Source organism: Phyllobacterium bourgognense (genome assembly GCF_003337575.1).
In the GTDB taxonomy this organism is placed as follows: Bacteria; Pseudomonadota; Alphaproteobacteria; order Rhizobiales; family Rhizobiaceae; genus Phyllobacterium; species Phyllobacterium bourgognense.
Window position 1 is genome coordinate 74,850 of record NZ_QPJM01000011.1, and the last position, 21,789, is coordinate 96,638.

General features: G+C 56.4%; 22 protein-coding genes and 1 pseudogene. 12 read left to right on the forward strand and 11 right to left on the reverse strand.

Annotated elements, in window-relative coordinates; genetic code table 11:
• Positions 1 to 111: 111 nt before the first annotated feature.
• The 6 genes from C7476_RS18275 to C7476_RS18300 all read left to right on the forward strand — a co-directional run bounded on the left by C7476_RS18275 (position 112) and on the right by C7476_RS18300 (position 5,482).
• Positions 112 to 543, forward strand: a complete 432-nt coding sequence (locus C7476_RS18275) for a MarR family winged helix-turn-helix transcriptional regulator (RefSeq protein ID WP_114431314.1) — start codon at positions 112 to 114, stop codon at positions 541 to 543.
• Between the two features lie 67 nt (positions 544 to 610).
• Positions 611 to 1,117, forward strand: a complete 507-nt coding sequence (locus C7476_RS18280) for a (2Fe-2S)-binding protein (RefSeq protein WP_114431315.1) — start codon at positions 611 to 613, stop codon at positions 1,115 to 1,117.
• Positions 1,114 to 2,100, forward strand: coding sequence for an FAD binding domain-containing protein (locus C7476_RS18285; protein WP_114431316.1), 987 nt, complete (start codon positions 1,114 to 1,116; stop codon positions 2,098 to 2,100). The genes C7476_RS18280 and C7476_RS18285 overlap by 4 nt, the downstream gene beginning before the upstream one ends.
• A complete protein-coding gene (locus tag C7476_RS18290; RefSeq protein WP_114431317.1) occupies positions 2,097 to 4,421 on the forward strand; it encodes a xanthine dehydrogenase family protein molybdopterin-binding subunit in 2,325 nt (774 codons plus the stop codon). The genes C7476_RS18285 and C7476_RS18290 overlap by 4 nt, the downstream gene beginning before the upstream one ends.
• A gap of 213 nt (positions 4,422 to 4,634) precedes the next feature.
• On the forward strand, positions 4,635 to 4,895 hold the full coding sequence (locus C7476_RS28255) for a hypothetical protein (protein ID WP_181872503.1): 261 nt from the start codon (positions 4,635 to 4,637) through the stop codon (positions 4,893 to 4,895).
• 386 nt (positions 4,896 to 5,281) lie between these two features.
• Complete coding sequence (locus tag C7476_RS18300) at positions 5,282 to 5,482, forward strand: cold-shock protein (RefSeq protein ID WP_114431318.1); 201 nt, start codon at positions 5,282 to 5,284, stop codon at positions 5,480 to 5,482.
• A gap of 379 nt (positions 5,483 to 5,861) precedes the next feature.
• Here C7476_RS18300 and C7476_RS29495 read toward each other — a convergent pair whose 3' ends face one another.
• Positions 5,862 to 6,065, reverse strand: coding sequence for a thermonuclease family protein (locus C7476_RS29495; RefSeq protein ID WP_181872504.1), 204 nt, complete (start codon positions 6,063 to 6,065; stop codon positions 5,862 to 5,864).
• Positions 6,066 to 6,073: 8 nt separating this feature from the next.
• Positions 6,074 to 6,424 (reverse strand): hypothetical protein, encoded by a 351-nt coding sequence (locus tag C7476_RS18310; protein ID WP_114431320.1) that lies wholly within the window; start codon positions 6,422 to 6,424, stop codon positions 6,074 to 6,076.
• Between the two features lie 309 nt (positions 6,425 to 6,733).
• On the opposite strand from C7476_RS18310, the gene C7476_RS18320 reads away from it, so the two are divergent.
• Positions 6,734 to 7,555, forward strand: a complete 822-nt coding sequence (locus C7476_RS18320) for an LON peptidase substrate-binding domain-containing protein (protein WP_114431322.1) — start codon at positions 6,734 to 6,736, stop codon at positions 7,553 to 7,555.
• Between the two features lie 369 nt (positions 7,556 to 7,924).
• Here C7476_RS18320 and C7476_RS18325 read toward each other — a convergent pair whose 3' ends face one another.
• Genes C7476_RS18325 through C7476_RS18340 form a run of 4 tightly spaced genes read right to left on the reverse strand, consistent with a single transcriptional unit; the run spans position 7,925 to position 12,143 of the window.
• Complete coding sequence (locus C7476_RS18325; RefSeq protein ID WP_425374002.1) at positions 7,925 to 9,118, reverse strand: mandelate racemase/muconate lactonizing enzyme family protein; 1,194 nt, start codon at positions 9,116 to 9,118, stop codon at positions 7,925 to 7,927.
• Between the two features lie 47 nt (positions 9,119 to 9,165).
• A complete protein-coding gene (locus C7476_RS18330) occupies positions 9,166 to 10,170 on the reverse strand; it encodes a DctP family TRAP transporter solute-binding subunit (protein WP_114431324.1) in 1,005 nt (334 codons plus the stop codon).
• Between the two features lie 43 nt (positions 10,171 to 10,213).
• A complete protein-coding gene (locus C7476_RS18335) occupies positions 10,214 to 11,536 on the reverse strand; it encodes a TRAP transporter large permease (RefSeq protein ID WP_114431325.1) in 1,323 nt (440 codons plus the stop codon).
• Positions 11,537 to 11,588: 52 nt separating this feature from the next.
• On the reverse strand, positions 11,589 to 12,143 hold the full coding sequence (locus C7476_RS18340; RefSeq protein WP_181872505.1) for a TRAP transporter small permease: 555 nt from the start codon (positions 12,141 to 12,143) through the stop codon (positions 11,589 to 11,591).
• Positions 12,144 to 12,298: 155 nt separating this feature from the next.
• Between C7476_RS18340 and C7476_RS18345 the strand changes: the two genes are divergently transcribed.
• Positions 12,299 to 12,994: a GntR family transcriptional regulator gene (locus C7476_RS18345; protein ID WP_114431326.1), complete on the forward strand. Its 696-nt coding sequence runs from the start codon at positions 12,299 to 12,301 to the stop codon at positions 12,992 to 12,994.
• Positions 12,995 to 13,266: 272 nt separating this feature from the next.
• Positions 13,267 to 14,574, forward strand: coding sequence for a chloride channel protein (locus C7476_RS18350; RefSeq protein WP_114431327.1), 1,308 nt, complete (start codon positions 13,267 to 13,269; stop codon positions 14,572 to 14,574).
• A gap of 64 nt (positions 14,575 to 14,638) precedes the next feature.
• Here C7476_RS18350 and C7476_RS18355 read toward each other — a convergent pair whose 3' ends face one another.
• Complete coding sequence (locus tag C7476_RS18355) at positions 14,639 to 15,328, reverse strand: haloacid dehalogenase type II (RefSeq protein WP_114431403.1); 690 nt, start codon at positions 15,326 to 15,328, stop codon at positions 14,639 to 14,641.
• Between the two features lie 272 nt (positions 15,329 to 15,600).
• Here C7476_RS18355 and C7476_RS28765 point away from each other — a divergent pair.
• A pseudogene (locus C7476_RS28765) lies at positions 15,601 to 15,804 on the forward strand (OsmC family protein); the annotation flags it as partial.
• 91 nt (positions 15,805 to 15,895) lie between these two features.
• On the opposite strand, the gene C7476_RS18365 reads toward C7476_RS28765, so the two are convergent.
• The gene (locus tag C7476_RS18365) at positions 15,896 to 16,837 is read right to left on the reverse strand and encodes a ketopantoate reductase family protein (protein ID WP_114431328.1); all 942 of its coding nucleotides are present in this window, start codon (positions 16,835 to 16,837) and stop codon (positions 15,896 to 15,898) included.
• A 564-nt stretch (positions 16,838 to 17,401) separates the two neighbouring features.
• Between C7476_RS18365 and C7476_RS18370 the strand changes: the two genes are divergently transcribed.
• Both C7476_RS18370 and C7476_RS18375 read left to right on the forward strand, forming a co-directional pair.
• Positions 17,402 to 17,986, forward strand: coding sequence for a Fic/DOC family protein (locus C7476_RS18370; RefSeq protein ID WP_342633353.1), 585 nt, complete (start codon positions 17,402 to 17,404; stop codon positions 17,984 to 17,986).
• 305 nt (positions 17,987 to 18,291) lie between these two features.
• Positions 18,292 to 18,459 (forward strand): hypothetical protein, encoded by a 168-nt coding sequence (locus tag C7476_RS18375; RefSeq protein ID WP_245426413.1) that lies wholly within the window; start codon positions 18,292 to 18,294, stop codon positions 18,457 to 18,459.
• Between the two features lie 52 nt (positions 18,460 to 18,511).
• Here the strand turns inward: C7476_RS18375 and C7476_RS18380 are convergent, their stop codons facing one another.
• The 3 genes from C7476_RS18380 to C7476_RS18390 are packed head-to-tail and all read right to left on the reverse strand — an operon-like array spanning position 18,512 to position 21,689.
• On the reverse strand, positions 18,512 to 19,366 hold the full coding sequence (locus tag C7476_RS18380; RefSeq protein ID WP_114431330.1) for a TIGR01459 family HAD-type hydrolase: 855 nt from the start codon (positions 19,364 to 19,366) through the stop codon (positions 18,512 to 18,514).
• Positions 19,363 to 20,634 carry an FGGY-family carbohydrate kinase gene (locus tag C7476_RS18385; protein WP_114431331.1) on the reverse strand — a complete coding sequence of 424 codons (1,272 nt, stop codon included), beginning with the start codon at positions 20,632 to 20,634 and terminating at the stop codon, positions 19,363 to 19,365. Before C7476_RS18385 ends, C7476_RS18380 begins: the two co-directional genes overlap by 4 nt.
• Positions 20,631 to 21,689 (reverse strand): class II aldolase/adducin family protein, encoded by a 1,059-nt coding sequence (locus C7476_RS18390; RefSeq protein ID WP_245426414.1) that lies wholly within the window; start codon positions 21,687 to 21,689, stop codon positions 20,631 to 20,633. Before C7476_RS18390 ends, C7476_RS18385 begins: the two co-directional genes overlap by 4 nt.
• Positions 21,690 to 21,789: the final 100 nt, after the last annotated feature.

The following is a 21,789-nucleotide window of genomic DNA, read 5'->3' on the forward strand; positions in this document are numbered from 1 at the left end:
TTGCTGAGATAGCAAGACTCGCTATGGCGGTTTGTGACGCTTGCCAAGGTAAGGTCGATGGTCCGATAAGATGTCTAGCCATCAGTAGTCGCGGTAAGCTATTTAATGCCAATGACCATACCAACTAATTTACAAATTGCAGCGCTCGGCGCCGCGCTCGAAACCTTTTCGCGCCGATACAAGATGACGGATACAGGCGGTCTGGAGCGGGCGTTGACCGAGGTCGACACGCAAACGCTATTATATGTCGGAAAACATCCGGGGTGCGGGCCGACAGATGTGGCCCGCTTCCTGCGCGTTGCCATGACTACTATATCTTCGGCAACCGACCGCCTCGTCAAGCGGGGACTTTTGGAACGACACCGCCCGGAAGGTGACCGGCGCGCGGTTGCGCTTCGTCTTTCAAAGGCGGGTGAAGCCCACGTGGCCGCTCAAGAACTAGCGCATCACAAGATGTTCCTCATGATGCTGGAACGGCTTGAGCCTGATGAAAGGGACAGCTTCATAGCAATGATCGAAAAAATCGCCTATTCCGAGGGTTGAATAATACGAACATCGTAATATCTTTGCTCTGAGGCGTGCAAGCGTCTGGTGTGCAAGGAGGATCATGATGACGATACGGATCAACAACAATGACGTCGCTCCGCCAGACGATGCGCGCGTTTCGCTGCTCGACCTGCTTCGTGAGCACTTGCACCTTACCGGCACCAAGGTCGGCTGCAATCAGGGTGCCTGCGGCGCGTGCACCGTGCTCCTCGACGGTGACAGGGTGCTGTCATGTCTGACTCTTGCCGTCCAGGCCGACGGTCATCAGGTGACTACGATAGAGGGGCTGGGTAGCCCTGAAGAGCCTCACCCTCTCCAGGCGGCATTCATCGAACATGACGGTTTTCAGTGCGGATACTGTACGCCTGGTCAAATCTGCGCGGCGGTTGCGATGTTGCGCGAAGCTGCTTCCGGTATGCCGAGCTACGTCACAGTTGATCTGGCAACGGAAAAGACTTTCCTGTCGCTGGAAGAGATACGCGAACGAATGAGTGGCAACCTCTGTCGGTGCGGCGCTCATAACGGCATCGTCAAAGCGATCCAGCAGGTGGCAAAGGAGCAGGCAGCATGATCCCGTTCACCTACACCCGCGCATCTTCAGCTGACGAGGCCGCATCGATGGCGATCCGTACCGGTCACAAGCTGCTTGGCGGAGGTACCAATCTTGTCGACCTGATGCGGAAGAACGTCGAGCTGCCGTCGTGTTTGGTCGACGTCACCGCGCTGTCCGATTCAATCAAGGAAACGCAGGAAGGCGGCGTGATGATCGGAGCTGCCGCACGCAATAGCGCCGTCGCGGCGCATCCCTTGGTGCGCACGCGCTACCCTATGCTTTCCAGGGCGATCTTGGCTGGCGCCTCCGCACAGATCCGCAACATGGCGACCGTTGCCGGGAATCTGATGCAGCGTACACGCTGCATCTATTTTAACGATGTCGCCGGATCCCGCTGCAATAAGCGGTCGCCCGGCAGCGGTTGTGACGCAGTTGGCGGCTTCAACCGCTACCATGCAATCATCGGCGCTGCGCCAGCGTGTATCGCGACCCATCCCTCCGACATGTGCGTGGCGCTCGCGGCGCTCGATGCCCGCATCCATGTCTACAATAAAAACGCCACGCGGATTATACCAATTGTCGACTTCCACGGGTTTCCCGCCGACCGACCCGACCTTGAGACGGTGCTTGAGGCCGGGGACGTTATTACCAGTATCGAGATTCCTGTGTCGCCATTCGCTGCCCGGTCGGCTTACCGCAAGGTCCGCGACCGGGCGAGTTACGCTTTCGCATTGGTTTCGGTGGCGGCTGGAGTGACGATGCGCGAAAGGACTATTGACGACATCCGGGTGGCGTTTGGCGGTATCGCTCCTAAACCATGGCGTGCTTTCCGCGTCGAGATGGCACTGCGGGGCGGTCCCGCCACGCAGGAGGCATTCGACGACGCCGTCGAAGCCGAACTGGCGCGTGCCGTTCCCCTCGCGGGAAACGCTTTCAAAATCGGACTTACCAAGCGCACTTTGAGCGCTGTCCTTACTGAACTGACAGGAGACGCTCGATGAGCAATGTACAGAACGCTGTCATAGGAACGGTTCGGACCGTACTGGGGTGGGTGCCTTCCCAATGGCTGCCGGGCGGCACTCCGGATCCGCTTATCGAACGTCGTGCCGCAATTGGACAGCAAGCATCACGCTTGGATGGCCCAGCGAAGGTAAGCGGGCAGGCGCGCTTCGCCGCCGATGTCGCCATGGCGGGTTTGTCGTACGCCACCCTCGTCCATAGCCCGATAACACGTGGCCGGATCACAAAGCTTGAAAGCGGCGCTGCAGAGGCTGCGCCCGGCGTGATCCTGGTGATGACATACCACAACATGCCCCGCCTCGGCATCGTCCCGATGATCGGCGGCACAAACCTGTCGGCTGCAGGCAACAGCGCCTTGCCAACCATGCAGGGCCCGGACATCTGGTACAACGGACAGGTCGTAGCGATGGTTTTGGCGGAAACACAGGAACAGGCCGACTATGCCGCGTCCCTGATCGAAATCGACTATCGGGAAGATAGTGCGAAAACGAGCTTTGAGAACGCGAAGCCCGACTCCCGCGCTCCGGCCTCTGTGCTCTTTGAGAAGAACCACGTTTCCATCGGCAATGCCGAGCAGGAATTGAACCGGGCGGCGTTCAAGGTGGACAACATTTATCGGACCCCGGGCCACAACCACAATGCCATCGAATTGCATGCCGTGACGGTCGCATGGGACGGCGACACAGTGCTTCTACACGACGCGACGCAAGCGATTTCCGCCACCGCTAGCGCGATTGCCAAGCTGTTCAATTTGAAGAATGAACAAGTGCGCGTTCTTTCTCCACTGGTTGGCGGCGGCTTTGGCGGCAAGGCCTTCTGGGATCACCAGATCATCGCGGTAGCCGCGGCCAAACTCGCAGCCCGACCGGTTCGACTGATACTCAGCCGAGACAGTGTCTATCGTATGATCGGCGGACGCAGTCCCTCCGAACAACGTGTGGCAGTTGGCGCAGACGCGGAAGGCAAGTTCACATCGATTATACATACCGGCTATTCGATCATGCCGCCCTATGCCGCATGCCCCGAACCCTACACATTGGGAACACGTGCGATTTACAAATCGAAAAGCTTCGAGATCATTCAACGTTATCTCGACCTGGACATCGTGCCCAACACCTTCATGCGCGCGCCGGGGGAAGCGATCGGTACGTTCGCACTGGAAAACGCGGTTGACGAACTAGCCCACGAAATGGGTCTAGATCCCATCGAATTGCGTCTGCGCAACGAGCCGGAGAAACACCCGATCTCCGGGGCAACGTTCTCGCAGCATGCGACGCGGCAGGCCTATCTCGATGGGGCCGAACGGTTCGGCTGGGAACAGCGGGAGGCAAGGCCCGGTGCGCGTCGCGACGGAGAGTGGCGCATTGGCATGGGCTGCGCATCCGGCGGGTTTCCGTATGTGCGAATGCCCGGCGTCAACATACGCATCGAGCTCCGCCGCGACGGATCTGCGAAAATATCATGCTCTGCCCAGGAAATGGGTATGGGGACGGCGACGGTCCAGACCCAGCACGCAGCCGATCGGCTAGGTCTGCCAGTCGAAGCGATCTCGTTCGAGCTCGGCGATTCTGCCCTGCCCGTTGCGCCCATGGCCGGCGGATCGTCCCAGACCGCTTCTTTGTCAGGCGCGGTTATCGCCGGCGCTGAAAGGCTTACAATCGAGTTGCTGCGTCTTGCCGGCAACGACAGCCCGATCGCCGGTTTGCGCGCAGGTGAAGTACAACTTGCCAAGGAGGGGATTGCATCTCTCGACGATCCAAGCCGTTATGAAAGCTTCCGCTCCATCATGGCGCGGGCGTCACGCGACGAAGTGACCGTCACCGCCAGCGGCAGCCCACCCCTGGAAATGTTTAAGTTTGCCATGCACAGTTCTTCAGCCATCTTTTGTCAGCTTCGCGTCAGCGACGTCACCGGTGAGATCCGGGTTGATCGGATGCTCGGATCGTTCGATTGCGGGACGATTCTCAATCCGAAGACCGCAGCCAGCCAGTTCAAGGGCGGGATGATCATGGGTCTTGGGCTTGCTCTGACGGAAGAGACCTTGTTTGACGAGCGAAGTGGAAGGATCATGAACGCCTCTCTCGCCGACTATCACGTCCCCAGCCACCTCGACGTGCCGGAGATCGACGTGATCTGGACCGGTATCCCCGATCCGCGGTCGCCTCTCGGCGCGCGCGGAATAGGCGAAATTGGCATTACCGGTGTTGCGGCCGCTGTCGCCAATGCCGTTTTCAATGCTACAGGCACGCGAGTTAGGGATCTGCCTATCACCCTCGACAAGGTTCTGAGCGAAATCCCTTGAATGGTGATATCAGGTTAAGTTTTCAGGTCATGAGGATGGCCGCCCTGTTGAATTCGGGCGAGTGTTTCTGCCATGTTCGTGATCCTAACGATCGTCGCTCCGGTCCCGGCAAGTCCGCCTCCGATGACGCGACATCGGCGGTCAGTGCCAGTGTATGACTGCTCACGGTTGTGCTAATATTAGTCATAGGGCCCAACCATCGCGATCCTTTCCGTGACGCACGCCCAACCAGTCCAGAAGATCGCCGCGTATACGTGCCGGATCGGCAATGTCGCGCGGACGACGCATGGCTATGCGTTCCTCATGAGCAATAACACCATCTTTCATCACCAGGACGCGATCAGCGAGGAGAACGGCTTCTTCCACGTCATGGGTGACCGGCAGGATGGCACAGCCATGCCGCTGCCACAGTTCCCCGACAAGATCCTGGGCCTTGAATGTCCGCTTGCTGCAAAATGCGATCGTTCTGGGTGATCGCAGGACGCTGCTTTCGCACTGCGGATCTTCAACTGACGGTGTCTTTGCTAGGATTGAGAAATGACGGAGCAGGCCATAGAACTTTCGGCGATGATCGGCATCTGCCGCTTACGAAGGCCTTGGCGCGCAATGAACTCGGCAACAACAAGATTTGGTACCCAGCATACCCATGCGAGCACTCCGCTTACAAGCCAAGGTGTTAGATCTGCCATCGGCAGCAGCGGTACTGAACAACGAGGCTGGCCGATTATACAAGTCGGCTTCGCGCCCTCCGAAAATAATTGATATGTTGTCCCCGCGGCGCGAACGCATTGCGAATGTAGTTCAACGGCTATAGGTTTTTTCCAACGGCAACCAGCTGTTGAACCTTCGAGGACAAATCTATGGCGAACGGCACTGTTAAGTTTTTCAATGCAGAGAAGGGGTTCGGTTTCATCACGCCCGAAAGTGGAGGTACGGACGTGTTCGTGCACGTGTCCGCTCTTCAGGGTGACTCGTTGAGCGAAGGGCAACGTGTGAGTTATGATTTGGGGCAAGATCGCAAGACTGGAAAATCGAAAGCCGAAAACGTCCGCATACTTTGAGTCGATGCTGGCTTTGAATCGATTGGGCCCCACACGGTCTGCGGAAGCACACCGAACTTAATTCACAGACGTCGTGTCTGGCACCTTTTGGCCCTAATGCGGCGCTTTACTTTAGGTGTCCCATACGAGACATTATGCGATTTTCAAAGCACAGATCGAGAACACCCGGAGCAGTTTTACAAGATAGTGGCGCCAAGCGATGGGGGATAAACGACCATGGACATCGGCATAATACTCGAGGCGCATCCAACAGAGCCCTCTGAGCGTTTCGTCGGCTATGGAACGCTGACGGATCGAATGTTGGAACTGCGTTTACCATATGCATTTCATTGTGCATCGGTGAGCCTTTGGCTTAGAAAGTTGAAGGCAAGCTTATCATTCAGCACCATGGCATCCGCCTGCCCGTCCACTGACGAGCCAGCTGGCGCTGTATAAGCGAGTTGCCGATGTCGCGTCCGTTAACTGAGATCACAGCAAGGGTTCTTCCGTGTCTGTCGGTCATCCTGCCCGTTTTAGGATCACCCCGGGCGATCTGGAATTTCTTGCCTTCGAGGAGTTCCTTAAGAGCGGCCTTCGCATCCAATCCTCGCTTCAGCTCGGATTCGCATTTTGCCTGCCGATTTCTGGAGCGTCGATATTTGCGATCCTGATCTTCTCACGGTTGTAAAGGATCGTGTCGCCGTCCACGACATATAGTTGCTGACGGCTGATGGTTTGTCCGACGAATGCGACAGCATTCGCCGAGGCATTGTCCGGAATGACAATGGGGGCATAGGTCGGGAACATCACAATCGCGAGCAGGACAACGGTCGCTGCCCAGATGTTTTTTGGTTTGGATGTATGCTCGTAGTTCAGGCGATCTTTCCAACTTGAGGGCGCTGAATACGTCGCCCCTTTCTTTTTTGGGCTATTGCTGCTGATCAATCTAGGCTGCTTGCTCATTTAGTCCCCCGGTATGGAGAAAATGTTAGCGAGAAAACAATAAGCAAACTTTACGCAATCGTTTAAATTTTGCAGCAACTCCACAGAGGAGCGGCGGCTTCCGACCCCAAAACGGACTATCGCCCAGCCTAAGATTGACAGGCAACAACCTTCTGCGCAGAATTGGTCCTCGGTGGATACGACCTGCTGCTTGCGCCCCCTCGGGTACGGTGAATGTATCGAGCCGCTTATGGCTCCCTTTGCCCGAACGAACGGGTCAGCAACGCAAGCCCCTGACGCTTTCCGTTCGTTTATGCAGAGGATCATCCCATGCGCAATTTCCGCGATGCCAAAGCTATGGCGAAAACCCTACGTGAAGCGCTTCACGCCAAATCTGTCATCTTCACCAACAGTGAGAGCCAGGAGCTCGTTGCTCGAATTCTTGGCTTTCGAGATTGGAACGTATTGGCCGCAACGATCCAAGCGACGCAGCCGACAGCGAAATCGGTCAGTGCCGAAACGTCTATTCCAGCGGGGGCGGAGATCCCCCTCATTCCTATGCGGGACTTGATCCTGTTTCCGCACATGATCTCGCGGATTTTCGTGGCACGCGAGAAAACCCGACAGGCCGTGGAACACGCTCTTGCCAGCGACCGGCGCGTTCTCGTTGTCGCCCAAAGGCATGGCGGCGACGATCATCCCAGCACACTTGAAGCCCTCTATCCAGTGGGAGTCATAGCAAACGTGGTCGATCGCCAGACACAGGTGGACGGGGCCCTCAAGGTTACCGTCTGCGGGCTTCAGCGAACAGGCATGGCCCGGCTGACCGATGACGGGTTCCTGGCGGCGGAGGTTACGCCGTTTGACGACGAACGCGGCCAGACGACGGAGGCAGCCGCTCTGTCGAGTGCGGTTCTCGATGCGTACCAGATCTACGCCGAGGTCGATTTTTCTGCACTACCGCCGGGATCCAAAGCCAGGTTCAGCCTACCTTCGATCGGAAATCCCAGCCTGTTAGCCGACACCGTCGCCCCTTTGCTATCGACCAGTATCGAACAGAAGCAGCAACTCTTGCAAATCAATGACGTGGTGGCTCGTCTCCAAAGACTCATCGAGCTGATGAGCAATGGCCGACCCAAAGCTGTCGCATAAATACCGATTTTTGCGACGCACCTGCGTTCCCTGAAAGGGATTGAGAATTCTCGTCGCGGAACTCTGTCACTAAAGTTGGAGTTTCGCGGCGGATTTTTGTGACGGCCAATGACCGGTGTGGGCCCATCTCGGTCATCGATAGCATCAATTTAGTTACCGCAATGACGGGTAGATGATGCTATCTATGGCTCATGGATATTTCAAAGGCCTGCCTTGATGAGATCTGAACCCATCGCGGCCAAATCTCAATGACGTTCAACATCGCTATCACCCAGCGGACAGCTTTCGAGATGTGCCGCGTCTTGAATTTTCCTCACATGAAGTCAGCCGTTAATCCGCACACACTCAAGTGCAATTTTCCCCTCCAGGCTACCAGTTCGTAATGGAGCCATCGGGTCGCCGGATATGAGGCATCTCATAGAAACGGAAAGGCTCCGCACGAGAAAGCGCGACTTCATCAACCTCAATGCCGAGACCAGGTGCATTCGGAACGAGGTAGGTTGCGCCGGATAGGTCCATACGCATTGCAAAGATATCCGATTCCTGCCGCGCCATGCTTTCAAGAGGCGTATCCCAACATTCGACGTACGAAAGATTGGGAATAGCAGCCGACAAATGCACCGTAGCTGCCGTACAGATTGGACCAAGCGGGTTGTGCGGCATGAGATCAATGTAATGCGCCTCGCACCAACCGGCGACTTTCATCGCTTCGGTGAACCCTCCCACGTTGCAGATGTCCAGCCGGGCAAATTGCGTTAAGCCCTGCTCGATGTAAGGCAGAAACTGCCATTTGGAAGCGAACTCCTCGCCAATGGCAAAGGGTATCTCGGTCATTGTACGCAGCGCGGCATATGCTGCAGGTGTTTCGTCGCGTATTGGCTCCTCCAGGAAATCCAGTGTACCTCGCGGCATGCGCTGGCAGAATGAAGCAGCCTCGGCGACGCTTAGCCGATGATGGTAGTCGATCCCGAGCACAACCCCCACGCCAAGACTATCCCGTATCTCCGTCATCCATTTCGCCATCTGGAAGATATGCTCCCGTGGCTCGTATGGCGACTGTGCATCGTTCAGCCAACCTAATCGCAGGCAGTCCCAGCCCGCCTCCTGCGCCGCGAATGCCGCTTCTTTCAGGCCTCCGATCGTGTCCGAGCGGACGCATCCAAATGTCGGTACTCTCTCCCGGTGCTTGCCGCCGAGGAGTTGATGAACCGGAACTCCCAGTGCCTTGCCTCGGATGTCGTGTAATGCGATGTCGATCGCCGATATGGCGGCAGCCAGAACCCGGCCGCCCTCAAAATACTGGCTGCGATACATTTCCTGCCAGAGCGGACCCGGAAGCATTGGATCACGCCCAATCAAAAACTGTTCGTAATGCCGAACTGCACCTGCCACGGCAAGTTCGCGGCTGGACAGGCCTGATTCACCCCAACCAGACAAACCCTCATCGGTTTCCACTTTCAGGATCAACTGGTTCCTGTCGCCCACCCAGATCGGGTAGGTCTTGATGGCGGAAATCTTCACGGAGAACCTCTCTGGCGCTTGGAAGGGATTGCTGCGCTCCACAAATGTGAGCGCAGCACAAAAGCAGGGCGGTCAGAGACGCCCGGACACTATTGGCGCATCTTCGCCAATTCGGCCGTCGCGGCATCGATCACATCCGCGCCGATCATGGATTTGTGGTTTTCGTAGACAGGGGCAACCACTTCGCGCATACGAGCGATTTCCTCAGGCGTCATCGTCACAACTTCCATGCCCTCTTCCTTGATATGCGCAAGAGAAGCCACGGCCGATTTACGTGAAGCCTCTCGCTGTGCTTTGGCTCCGACTTGGGCGCAGTCTTTCACAGCCGCCTGTTCCTCGGCATTCAGTTTGTCGAACAGTGGTTTGGAATAGAGCACGAGGAACGGCGAATACGCGTGCGCCGTCAGAGAAAGGTATTTTTGCACCTCGTACATCTTCGACGCATCGAGCCCAGGGATCGTATTCTCATGGCCATCGATCGCATGCGTTTCAAGTGCAGAGAAAACTTCGCCACCAGCCATAGGAACCGCATTCGTTCCGAGCGTCGTGAATGTATCGAGATAGATGTTGTTCTGCATCACCCGGATTTTCAGACCCTTCAGGTCATCGACCGACGCGACCTGATGTTTCGAATTGGCGACGTTGCGGAAACCGTTCTCCCAATAGGCCAGATTGACAAGATCGTGCTGGGGCAATCTGTCAGAGATCATCTTCCCGAATTTTCCGTCGAGAAGCCGATCAGCTTCTGACTCGGTGCCAATGAGGAAGGGCAGATCAAAGACGCCGAGGACCGGTGCAATCCCGACCAGAGGCGAGGTGGCGGTAACGACCATTTCCAATGTGCCGGTCCGCAATGACTGCGTCGCCTGCAAATCACCGCCAAGTGCTCCACCCAAAAAAGCCTGTACCTTCATCGCGCCGCCAGATCTGTCCGCGAGGCAAACGTTCATCGCCTCGACGCCGGCGACAACTGGATGTCCCTCGCCGACACCACTGGAAAGCCTGATTGTCAATTCCCGGAATTCGGCCTTTGCTGGCGCCGTCATCATGGTCGTGGCCGTCAGGGCCATAAGCGACATCAAAAACTTTTTCATTACTACTCTTCTCCTCTTTCGGGACCTCCCGTCCCACGGTTGATCAAAAACCAAACATCCTGGCGAGCATTTCGCCAAAGGTGATCCGGTCACGCAGAAAATTGAGCGGCGCGATTACCCATTCCGGAAGCAGCACCAGAAAGAACAGCACAGCCGATTGGGCCAGAAAGAATGGCACTACTCCACGCATCACGGCGCTCATGGGAACACGCGCGACGCTCGATACAACATTGAGAACAATGCCCACCGGCGGCGTGATCAGGCCAATGGCGTTGTTCATGATGAAGAGCACACCAAAATATACCTCGTTGATGCCAACCTTTCGCACGATCGGCATCAGGATCGGCGTCAGGATCAAAACGGTCGGTGTGAAGTCAAGGGCGGTTCCAACAGCGATTACCAGCAGCATCATCACAAACATCATGAGGCGCGGGCTATCCTCGAAGCCTTCGAGGAGCGAACCTAGTTCGGCCGGGATGTTTGCCTGCGTGATCAGCCAGGCTGAGATGAGAGCGGCAGCGACGAGAAACATCACGGCGGCAGACGTCTTTGCTGCCATGAGAAAGACGCCGTAAAGTTCGCGAGGCTTCAGTTCACGATAGACAAACATGCCGACGAACAGGGCGTAGACGGCTGCGAACACAGCGGCTTCTGTCGGCGTTGCCCAGCCGAACTTGATACAGCCAAGAATAATCGCCGGCATGAAGAGCGCAAATATCCCGTCTCGAAAGGCACGCGCCCGCTGGACCCATGTCTGTCGAGGGAAGGTCTGCACCTTGTCTCGGCGCGCCACGAACGCCCAAGCAAAGATCAACGAAAATGCCATCAGCAAGCCTGGGAAAATACCGCCTAGAAAAAGCTGGGTGATGGAAACGTTTGCAGCAACACCGAAGACTATGAACCCACCCGATGGCGGTATGACGGGTGCAATAATGCCGCCTGAAGCGATCAAGCCGGCCGAGCGTGGGATATTGTAATTTGCTGCACGCATCATGGGGATTAGAATGCCTGCGAGCGCTGCGGTATCTGCGGCCGCCGAGCCGGACAGCGCCGCCATAATGACTGCGGCACAGATCGCCACATAGCCGAGGCCGCCGTGCAGATGGCCCACCAGTGAAATGGCAAATGCAATGATGCGTTTGGACAGGCCGCCAGCATTCATCAATTCGCCGGCGAGTAAAAAGAAAGGCAATGCGAGGAGTTGAAAATTATCGGCCCCTTCGATCAGCTTAAGCGCCACGATCTGGCTGTCGAAGATGCCCATATAAAGCATGAGTGCCAGACCGCAGACGATCAGCGAGAATGCCACCGGCACACCGATAGCCATTGCCCCGACAAGCGTTACCAGAAAAATTTCGACGGTCATGGGACGACCTTTTTCAGACGGTGGGTATTTTCTGTCAATTGAGACCGAGACGTCATTCGACGTGCCCCTTCGGAAGACCATTCGGATCGTCGACTTCGCCGGCGAACTGACGCAGTTCCTGGTCCGTGATCCTTCCTGTCAGAACGCGGAAAACACGCCCGACAACGATCAATCCAATCCCGATACTGGTGATAAAACCTGCACCATAGACCCAGATCATCGGCATTCCGGTCACCGGCGCGATGTTGTCCGCATGGATCGGTGCCTGCCTCCATGTGCCGATGAATAATACAGCGCAACAGACCAACACGAGAATATCGGATGTGAACATTGCGGCGATCCGGGCACGCCCGCGTAGTTTCCCTACGAGTGTCTCGACGCCCAGATGCCCCCACTGACCCGCGACGACCACTGCACCGACGAATGTCAGCCAAACGAAAAGAATCCGCGACAGCTCTTCCGAAACGGTTATGCCACCACCAAACAGGGTCAGCCCATAGTCCGAAAGTTTTCTCAGAGCCGCATTGGTGAAGACCATTGTCACCATGGCCGCTAGGCACGCGACCATCAGCATTTCCATCGTTCGGAAAATCAAATTGCGCAGCATAGACCTCCTCCTTCACTCACTCCTCAACCAACCGCGTAACCTTATTATACGCATCTTGTCAACGATTGTACGCAATTTGAGGTGAATTCACGATAGGGCTTGCCATGAAGTCGCTTCCGTGAAATGGAATCCTGCAGATAAATCGCGAGGAACACATGGGTGACATCGCTCTGATCGGGCGCAGCATAGGCGTCGTCGCAAACAACGAACGTCCGCTTTATCACCGAATTCGCGAGGACATCATCGACGGCCAGTTGGATGCGGGAACGCGATTGGTGGTCGCTGAGCTCGCTCGTCGCTACGACAGTTCAAGCAACCCTGTGCGCGAGGCCTTGCACCAATTGCAAGGTGAAGGCTTTGTCGTCATCTCGCAAAACCGTGGTGCAAGGGTTCGCTCCGTCGGAGAGCATTTTGCCCGGGACATCTACGATATCCGCGCTTTGATCGAACCGTACATGATCCGATGGTTCACAGCGAATGCCACAAAAGCACAGATTGCGGAAATGGAAGCAATCCAGGATGAGATCGAGCAACTTGACGGCGATCACGAAGCCTATCGTACTCTGAATGAGCGGTTTCATAGCGTGTCTTATGCTGGCCACTTCAATCGCGAGGCCATCGATATGGAGGAGCGCTACCGTGAAATTCTTTTCATGCTCAACAAGCGCTACCCGCTTACCCGTAGTCGGTGGGCCGAGTGCTTGGAGGAACATCGAGGAATACTGGCGGCTGTCAGATCACGGGACGCTGATGCGGCGGCGGCATTCACAGAGCGGCATGTCCATGGCGCCTGTCGCCACCTGATCGATCACATACGTGCTGGCCGCGGCCGCGAAAAGTCTGCGAAATAATCGATTGAAGCGTCGCCTTCTCGTTCGGATTGCGCTTCCGCTGCCATGCGGCGAGAACAGGCATTTCCACCGCATTCGACAAAATCGATCGTGCGACGAGACCTGCTCGATATATGTGGGACGCCGGCACGATCTGTCCCATCCGCGCTGGCACGACGGGGCCTCCCTGTGCTAGGTGGGACTTCGGATAGAACGTTGCTGTCGTATAAACTGCAGGATCCATTGTGCGCCCAATCTACCGAAAGAACTCTGTCCTGCGCCGGTCTCAGGCCATGTGGGGAAACAGGCGGGTTTGGCGACCGCGACTGGTGTTTTGGGCCGGGGCTTTGGCAATTGGTGTCATCAGTGTCACTTTCGCAAAACTCGCCGATATGGCGCAACATCTCTTTCACCTCATGACCGGGACACATGGCTGGACGACATTTCTGCCATTGATCATCACGCCGCTTGGCTTTGGCTTTTGCGCTTTCATGGCGATGCGTTTTTTTCCAAATGCCCAGGGGAGCGGCATCCCGCAAGCTATCGCAGCAAGGCACCTGACCGATGATGACGATCGTGCCCGTCTGCTCTCCCTCAAGATGGTCGCCGGCAAAATTCTGTTTACCATCGTCGGTCTTTTTTGTGGCGCTTCCATCGGACGCGAGGGGCCAACAGTTCAGGTGGGTGCATCACTGATGTTGCAGGCGGCGCGCTGGGGTAAAATGGCCCACGCGCGCGGACTGATCGTGGCCGGATCAGCTGCGGGCGTCGCCGCTGCATTCAACACACCGCTCGCCGGCATTGTCTTTGCCATCGAGGAGATGGGACGTTCTTATGAATCGCGTGCCAATGGTCTCGTCCTGACGGCGGTAATCCTGTCGGGTCTCGCGGCCATCGCGCTTGTCGGCAACTATACGTATTTCGGCGAATCGGCTGGCGCATCGACCGGGTTTTCCGACTGGCTCCTGGTGATCCTGTGCGGCGTAGGCGGCGGCGCCTTTGGTGCTGGCTTCAGCGCGGCCGCACTCAAGGCTTCTCGCAGGATCCGCCGCTGGGCGATATCAAAGCCCCTGCACCGGATGATCCTGTTGGCTGTCATCTGCGGATTTGCGGTTGCCATAGTCGGCATTTTGTCAGGCGGAATGACCTTTGGTACCGGCTATGAACAGGCTCGTGGCGCGGTGGAGGGAAACGCCCTGCCCTGGTACTATTTTCTCGAAAAATTACTGGCGGGTTTTCTGTCGATGATCTCCGGAATTCCCGGCGGCATATTTGCGCCTTCGCTTTCGGTCGGCGCCGGTTTCGGCAGCGCCGTTGGACAATTGCTCGGCAGCAATATCGGTCTTGCGGCAATCCTCGGCATGGCAGGCTACTTTGCCGGCGTCGTGCAGGCACCGATGACGGCCTTTGTCATCATTCTCGAAATGACGGGAAGCCATAACAGCGTCATCGGGCTGATGTGCACCTCGATGCTCGGCTATGGCACGGCGCGGATGATTTCGCACGAACCGCTTTACCATGCCCTGTCCCGCGTCTTTATCGCTGAAGCTATTCGGCGCAAGCGGGCGGAGGCAGCACCGCTGGCAGAGCGGGCCGGATAAAATCCATCAGCGCTTCAATCAGACGAGGCGACAAAAATGCGCCAATGTCGGCAGAAATCTGTACTCACACTATACCAATGAGGAGCGGTAGTTCCGTCAGGCTCTTGATGACTGCGTCGGGCTGTGCCGGCAGGCGATCAAACCGCCGATCGTAACGATTGCACCATGCGACCTGGAATCCGAAATGCGACGCGCCAACGGCATCCCAGGAATTCGAGGATTGAAAGGAGATGCGCTCCTTGGCAACACCGAGCCTGTCAACGGCAAGCTGGTAGACGGACGGGTGCGGCTTGTAGACTTGGACTTCATCAACCGACAAAATAGCATCAAGGAAGACATCGATGCCTGCATTGCGGCAGGCGGCTGTGATCATCTGAGGTGATCCGTTGGTCAGTATCGCCGTCTTTATCCCCGCTTGCTTCAGGATCTTCAATGTCGCGGCAACTTCCGGGAATGGATCGAGCGCGAGGTAGAGCTGCATAAGTCGCTGACGCAATTCATCGTCGGCGATGGCAAGTGCTTCCATGGCATAGTCCAGCGCTTCGCCTGTCACTTGCCAAAATGGCGCATAGGCGCCCATCAGCGAGCGCAGCCATGTGTACTCAAGCTGCTTTTGACGCCATAGACTCGACAAAGCATCTGCCTTTTCACCGAGGGTATCTTTCGCCCGCCCGGCAGCAGAATTAAAGTCGAGCAGCGTCCCGTAGGCATCGAAGACGCAGGCCTCAACGTTCTCAAACCTCGCTCCGCTCATTTCAACCCCTTTGCCTGATCCAGCTTCGGCGATTTCGATCACCGGAGCATACCAACTTGAACCCTTTGGGTCACCACTCACAAGTGTATTTGCCTCTTGCCGGATAATGGTTTTTGATGGTGAAGTTCCAATGCCTGCCAGTGGAACGGTTTTCCCTTGATAGTTTGCTGACACAGAGCAACACTTGAGAACTCGACTTCCTGCTATCGGATCAGCGCACGACGACGTGATATGTTAAAAGAACGGCGGTCGAAAAGGGAAGGTCAATCACTATGGATGCTGCCGCACTGCGCGCCATTCAGGCGCCGATCAAGGAAGGTTACAAAACCGATCCGAAGAACGCATACATCACGTTGAAGGCGCATGGCACGCTCGATGATCAAAACATCGCCTGCAAGGTGGAAACTGGACGCCTTCTCGCCGTGGCGGGCCTTCATCCCGCGACCGGGGTGACGGGCCTGGAACTGTGCTTAGGTCCAAGTTGCCCTCGAAGCCGCCGATTGTCGCAATCTGCGGAGCGCCGCCATGAAACATCGGCCGAAATGCCCGCATCTCTTCGGAGCAAGATTAACCCGGCGCACTCCCCGCGCCTGCGTTCCCGGAAGCGTATATATGCAGGATTCTGGCGACCGCCCGGTTCATGGGTGTCGGTATGCCCAGTTCCTCTCCCAAGGCGGCAACTCCGCCACTCAACCACGCCAACTCCATCCGCTTGCCGCGAACAAGATCATGATACATCGACGATGTCATCGAAGCCGGAAGTGTATCGCAAAAGGCCAGCCGGTCCTCGGCAAAGTCCGGCGTAAGGGGCACGCCTTTTGCCCGCCCGACGGCAATAGTCTCGTTCATGATGTCAAACAAGAGGGCACGGGCAGCGGGATGTTCCCGAATTGGCCCAATGGTTTGGCGGATAGCCGCTGTTGTTGCCGATAGTCCGACGAGAAAGACGTATTTCTCCCAGATCAGCCGTTCAATCGCATTGCTGATATCGGCGTCGATGCCGCCGGCGATACAGGCTTGATAGAAAGCTTCGAGCCGGGCGGTGCGGGTTCCGTCATATTCCCCGAACACGATGCGTTGCATTGTTCCGTCGTGCCGGATGGTACCCGGCTCAGCGATTACGGCTGCGATATAACAGAGTCCACCGATAACAGCTTCAGGTGGTACGTGTTCACGCAACACCTCGTCCTTATGGACGCCGTTCTGCAAGGAGAGGATCGCCGCGCCTTGTTCGGCCAATGGCTTGAGTGTGACGGCGGCTAGTTCCGTGTCCCATAATTTCACCCCGACGATGACAAGGTCGACCTCACCGACTTTGCTGATATCGTCAACTGCCTTGGCGTCCCGCAGATGGACGTCGCCACGTTGGCTGATTACACGCAGCCCGTCCCTTTGAATGGCGGCAAGATGGGCGCCGCGCGCAACGAAGGTCACATCCGCGCCGCCAACCGCCAGCCGCGCCCCAAAATAGCCACCGACGGCCCCTGCTCCGAGAATCGCAATACGCATGATTGTGCCTCCAGGAAATGAGTACGGGAGTCGAATATCGAGAACGCTGCACCCGCTCACCATTTAGCCGTACAATCGAGTTTATACGGCTTGAACGAATATTCTCGGGAATTCGTACAATGATGTAGCCTGCGCTCGATCTTTGACCGTCTCCCAAATCGGCATAGTACAATGTTGCCGCGCAGCAACAACCGTTCCTTTGAAAATGCCGATAATAGCGGATTTTCGACCGTTTTTGATTGATTCCTTAAGTCTACAATGTCTCTAAGCGAGCCGGCAAGGCTTCCTTGACGAGCGAAGTCGCCTTGAAAATTCCTATTGCCCAGGTTCCGCGCGCTGTTGTAAACTTCACCTCATGAAAAATCACAGTCTTCATCATCCGGCCCGTGGAACTACTAAAAGTAGTTGGACGCTTACCAGTACGCGCGGCGAAAGAATAAGTGCCGTCGAGGGCATGAAACTGACGCCACGGATGGCAACGGCGTTAGCTGAGTCTCGAGGTAAAACCGGCGACGAACGTCGTACTTTAGTCAAAGAGCAGCTGGCAAAAACCAAGCGCAAATAGTGGTCTATACCGCCGAATCCGACCCGCTCTGTTACCCGGGCACGACGGTCCTGCGCAACAAACTTGGTTTACAGAATCAAGACGATTTAGACGAAGCAGAGCTGGCACTGTTCCTAATCCGTGCGGATGAAGAGTTTCCATACGGCCGGCTCGATTACCCGCACTATATGGCGCTCCACCACCATCTGTTTCAGGACGTCTATGAATGGGCAGGTCAGCCGCGAACCATTCGCATTGGTAAGAGCGGCAACTGGTTCTGCTATCCCGAATACATCGACAAACAGATGAAGGCGGCATTTGCATTTCTTGAACGGCTGAATTTCCTCATGGATATGCTACCGCCGGAATTTGCATCGAATGCCGCTCACATTCTTGCGGAAGTCAACGCGATCCACCCGTTCCGAGAAGGCAACGGCCGAACTCAGCTGGCGTTCTTATACCTGTTGACGGATAATGCCGGGTTGCCGTTCGGCGCCGAGGAACTTGTAAGGGAGCGTGTTCTGGACGCTATGATCCAAAGCTTCGACGGCAACGAGCGACCGTTGGCGGACTTAATCATGGATATCATTTCGTCTACCCAGTGAGCATGCACGCTGAGACCGTTGCTTCTTTATAGGGAGGGACTGGCCACCCAGTTGGGGTGGTTTGCAGGAAACTCGTAACGAAACTTGCACGCCTTGAGCGGAATCGAACCGCAGACCCACTCAATACAATCGCCTAAAGCGGTTCCGGATGAGCCATTATGCGATTTTCGAAGCACGGAAAGGCGGCAGACCTGGCACAAACGAGACATAGGCGCGATCCTCTCTAACGCACATTTGGAACGAGACAAAACACTCCAAACGGCTCGACCTGCTGCAGGAATCAGTGCCAAAAGGGATCGCTGATCATGATCGACCCCAATGGGGCCTGGAACTGGAAAGAGGCCGTGGTCAAGCTGACCGCGATCCGGGACGCTGGGGTCGAAGATCCTATTTTGCGGAACGACTTCGAGGGGTTGCGCACGTTGCGTCACGCGGTCAATTGCGACATTGATGTTGAGAGTGATTGGCCCTAGTTCGACCTAGATGGGCGCCTTGAAGGTGCCGACCCTCAAACCCGCGGCCCCTTCAACACGACGCAATCTCACGAGCGAAGTTTGGCAAGATCTCAGGGAAATCAACATTGAGATCCATCGATATGCGCTGGAGCTGTGATACGGAAGTATCAGCCAAAACTCCGGTTCTGACCAGTGCAGCAGCTATTCCGAAACGGTTGGCGCCGACAATATCATGCTCGACACTGTCGCCGATTGCGACAATGCGCGATTTGTCCTTTTGCCTGACGATATGTAAGGCATAATCATAGATATCGCGGTAGGGCTTACCGATACGCATAACCGGGCCGCCCATTTCTTCGTACAGCTTTGCAATCGCGCCAGCAGCCGGCGCCAACCCTTTCCCCGTCAGCATGTTGATATCGGGATTGGTGCAAACGCACAGGGTTTTGCGGGCAGCCGCGGGCGCGAGAAGGTCTTGATATCGCTGCATCGGAACTCGATCGGCCTCACTGCCGGCGATCACCACGAGGTCAGCGTCATGCCCGCTGTCTGTGCGTGTGAAACCAAGACTGTCCGCAAGGGTGCTATCATTGGCAACCGAGATGGTCAGACAACGCGGTCCTGCCCCTGCGGGAATGACAAGGGCGCCGCTGGTGATGAGATGGCGGGCAACATCACCGGATGTCACGAAATGATCAAACGACGACGCGTCAAAGCCCAGCGCAACCAGCCTGTGTGTGTTGTAGGCGCCGGACCGGCCCGAATTAGACAGGATGACGATTTCCTTCGAACGGGACTTGAGCCAATGCAGCGCCTCGATACTGCCAGGATAGGCTTTGACCCCGTCAAGCAGTACACCGAACTGGTCGATAAAGAAGGTATCATAGCACTCAGCCAAGTCCTCGAGCGTGACGTGATTGTTCATGAGTTTTGCAGTCCCATCAGAACGAGCCGCGCCGTTCCAACGGCCGCCTCAGCAGATAAGCTTTCAACAAACGGCACTTGCATTTTGTTCTGTCTAATCCGGCTCCAGGCTTTGTTCTTTGCTCCCCCGCCAACCGTCCGCACAGACGTGGCGGACGGGCCGCCGAGCTCATGCAGCCGGTCATATCCTTGTTTTTCGACAGCGGCTATTCCCTCCAAAATAGCCTGGAAAAATTTGACATCATCGCTTGGACGCGGCGTAAGGCGAGGCGCCATCACAGGATCGTTAACCGGGAAACGCTCGCCCGGCTCGAGGAGCGGATAGTAGTCAAGACCGGTTGGCTGATCAGGAGATACGCCCGCACTCAGTTCGCGGAGGCGGTCATCGGCGAAGAAGCTCCTTATCACCGCCCCACCCGTGTTGGAGGCACCACCAGCCAGCCACATATCCCGAACACGGTGGCTATAGATGCCGTATTGCGGAGCATCGATTGGCCTATGGGACGCGATCTTGATCACAAGCGTCGAGCCGAGTGACGTAACCGCCTCGCCATGTTGTTTTGCTCCCGTTGCGAGAAAGGAAGCGCATCCATCCGTGGTTCCCGCAAAGATCATGGCGTCCTTGGGGAAATCGACCATCGTCGCATTGGGAGAAACAGTCCGGATGGGCGTTCCGGCGCCGTAGACAATGGGCAATAAAGAACGATCAAATCCCGTCCGTTCCATCCACTCGGGCCAGGAGCGTGTATCCAGATCAAAACCTGTCTTCAAAGCGTTGTTTTCATCACTGACAATCAAGCCGTCACCAACTATTCGAGCCGCAATCCAGTCAGCCTGATGGACGACTTGCGCAATACCCCCTCGTTTTTGAAGGCATAGGGCGCGCGCGAGGGGCGAGGTATGGCCCCGTGCAGCGCTGTCGATGGGTGCGTGTGTATCGACGGCAGCCAAAACGGCGGTATCTTGGCAAACATCGTTGTAGAGCGATGCTTCACCCAAAGCCTTGCCAGCTGCATCAACAGCAAGAAGTGACCCGGACGTCCCATCGACCGCAATGCCACGAATACCATCCAGGCGAACTTCTGCTGCAAGTTGCTTTAACGAATGTCGCACGTGACGCCACCAAGCCTCGGGTCTTCGACGTTCCTCGGCCGAACCGTAAGACGACAGCGCCATGCCGACAATATTGCCTTGCTCGCAAAGCGCCGCGACCCGCACGCCAGATGTGCCAAGATCAATGCCAACGGCAATCGCCCGGTTCCGGTTCATTGTCTCGCCATTTCCCGGTCGAGGGCCTGGCGATATTGTTCGGCCTCCCAATTTGATAGCTCCGCTTCCTGTTCGGCACGCAAGTAAGAAAGTTGTGCCCCTTCGGGAATGCGTGTGACGACTTCCGCTAGACAGCGCGCCATAGTCTCGCCGCCGGCAGTCAGATCGCGCAAAAGCAGGGTCCCCTTGCCAGGCGCCACAACGAGCTTGGGTAAAGGTTGTCCCGACGATGCGCTCTCCTTCAACAGGGTTTCGATCGTGATTGTGTCGTTGATGACGCCAATGGTCCGCCCCAGGAAAATGATGTGATCGGGGTAGAGAGCTCCGCCAAGAGCGAGTTCAAGTCCGGCGGCATCCATTGCCAAGTCATGAATTTGAAGATCGACAGGCAAGCGGTACGCGCTCCCTTCAGCAGCCTCTTCCAGCCACGGATGATCGGCATTGGAGGGGTGGCGGCGCGGTGTGGCAAGAGCAGCTGTGACCTTTTCGATACGGTCACCCACTTCGTCCACCGATTGCCCTGCAATGATGATGCCATGGTTCTGCAGGACCAAAATATCCGGATCGCGATCTACTACCTTGGCAATTTCCTGCGCCAGTGGGATGCCGGGTCTGCAATAGGGGATCAAGGCAAAGCGCAATTCTGGCACAAAAGATGCCAGCAAAGCCGAGACTTCCGCTTCGCCGTTTTCAACCACGCAGCGCGCAATCGTGTTGACGCAATGGAAATGCGCCACGACGGGCTGCCGGATAAGAGCATGGAAGCTGGTTTCAATTGAAGGGCGCAGATTGGCGTGATTCAGCTCATCAACGATGAAATCAGTCGCCTTCTCCGCACGGTCGTCGCGTGCAGCAATTGCTGCAAGCAAGGGCTTTGTCTTGACTGGAACCATGATGTCTCGTTCCAGTGCGTGAGCAAGCCAAGTGCCCGACGCCTTGACCCACATGACACCATTGCGCTTGACCGAGACATTGCCGCCGGCGCCCTGCGTCCGTGTGATGTCGGTACCCAACCTGAACGAGAGCTTTTTGAGGGCTTCGAGTTCGCCTGACATCACCATTCCCTGATTTAAAACCTTGGACAACCTTGCCTCCGCCGGCCCGCAAGCATCGCGCCGGTGTCGTGACCTAAATATCTAGAAAGATGAACTTACG

Excerpts from the sequence above, each read along its gene's own strand:
- C7476_RS18280 (WP_114431315.1), top strand. The coding sequence starts at position 611 with ATGACGATACGGATCAACAACAATGACGTCGCTCCGCCAGACGATGCG.
- C7476_RS18320 (WP_114431322.1), top strand. The coding sequence starts at position 6,734 with ATGCGCAATTTCCGCGATGCCAAAGCTATGGCGAAAACCCTACGTGAA.
- C7476_RS18310 (WP_114431320.1), bottom strand. The coding sequence starts at position 6,424 with ATGAGCAAGCAGCCTAGATTGATCAGCAGCAATAGCCCAAAAAAGAAA.
- C7476_RS18355 (WP_114431403.1), bottom strand. The coding sequence starts at position 15,328 with ATGAGCGGAGCGAGGTTTGAGAACGTTGAGGCCTGCGTCTTCGATGCC.
- C7476_RS18330 (WP_114431324.1), bottom strand. The coding sequence starts at position 10,170 with ATGAAAAAGTTTTTGATGTCGCTTATGGCCCTGACGGCCACGACCATG.
- C7476_RS18385 (WP_114431331.1), bottom strand. The coding sequence starts at position 20,634 with ATGAACCGGAACCGGGCGATTGCCGTTGGCATTGATCTTGGCACATCT.
- C7476_RS18365 (WP_114431328.1), bottom strand. The coding sequence starts at position 16,837 with ATGCGTATTGCGATTCTCGGAGCAGGGGCCGTCGGTGGCTATTTTGGG.
- C7476_RS18335 (WP_114431325.1), bottom strand. The coding sequence starts at position 11,536 with ATGACCGTCGAAATTTTTCTGGTAACGCTTGTCGGGGCAATGGCTATC.
- C7476_RS18390 (WP_245426414.1), bottom strand. The coding sequence starts at position 21,689 with ATGTCAGGCGAACTCGAAGCCCTCAAAAAGCTCTCGTTCAGGTTGGGT.
- C7476_RS18275 (WP_114431314.1), top strand. The coding sequence starts at position 112 with ATGACCATACCAACTAATTTACAAATTGCAGCGCTCGGCGCCGCGCTC.
- C7476_RS18345 (WP_114431326.1), top strand. The coding sequence starts at position 12,299 with ATGGGTGACATCGCTCTGATCGGGCGCAGCATAGGCGTCGTCGCAAAC.
- C7476_RS18375 (WP_245426413.1), top strand. The coding sequence starts at position 18,292 with ATGATCGACCCCAATGGGGCCTGGAACTGGAAAGAGGCCGTGGTCAAG.
- C7476_RS18290 (WP_114431317.1), top strand. The coding sequence starts at position 2,097 with ATGAGCAATGTACAGAACGCTGTCATAGGAACGGTTCGGACCGTACTG.
- C7476_RS18350 (WP_114431327.1), top strand. The coding sequence starts at position 13,267 with ATGTGGGGAAACAGGCGGGTTTGGCGACCGCGACTGGTGTTTTGGGCC.
- C7476_RS18380 (WP_114431330.1), bottom strand. The coding sequence starts at position 19,366 with ATGAACAATCACGTCACGCTCGAGGACTTGGCTGAGTGCTATGATACC.
- C7476_RS18340 (WP_181872505.1), bottom strand. The coding sequence starts at position 12,143 with ATGCTGCGCAATTTGATTTTCCGAACGATGGAAATGCTGATGGTCGCG.
- C7476_RS18285 (WP_114431316.1), top strand. The coding sequence starts at position 1,114 with ATGATCCCGTTCACCTACACCCGCGCATCTTCAGCTGACGAGGCCGCA.
- C7476_RS18300 (WP_114431318.1), top strand. The coding sequence starts at position 5,282 with ATGGCGAACGGCACTGTTAAGTTTTTCAATGCAGAGAAGGGGTTCGGT.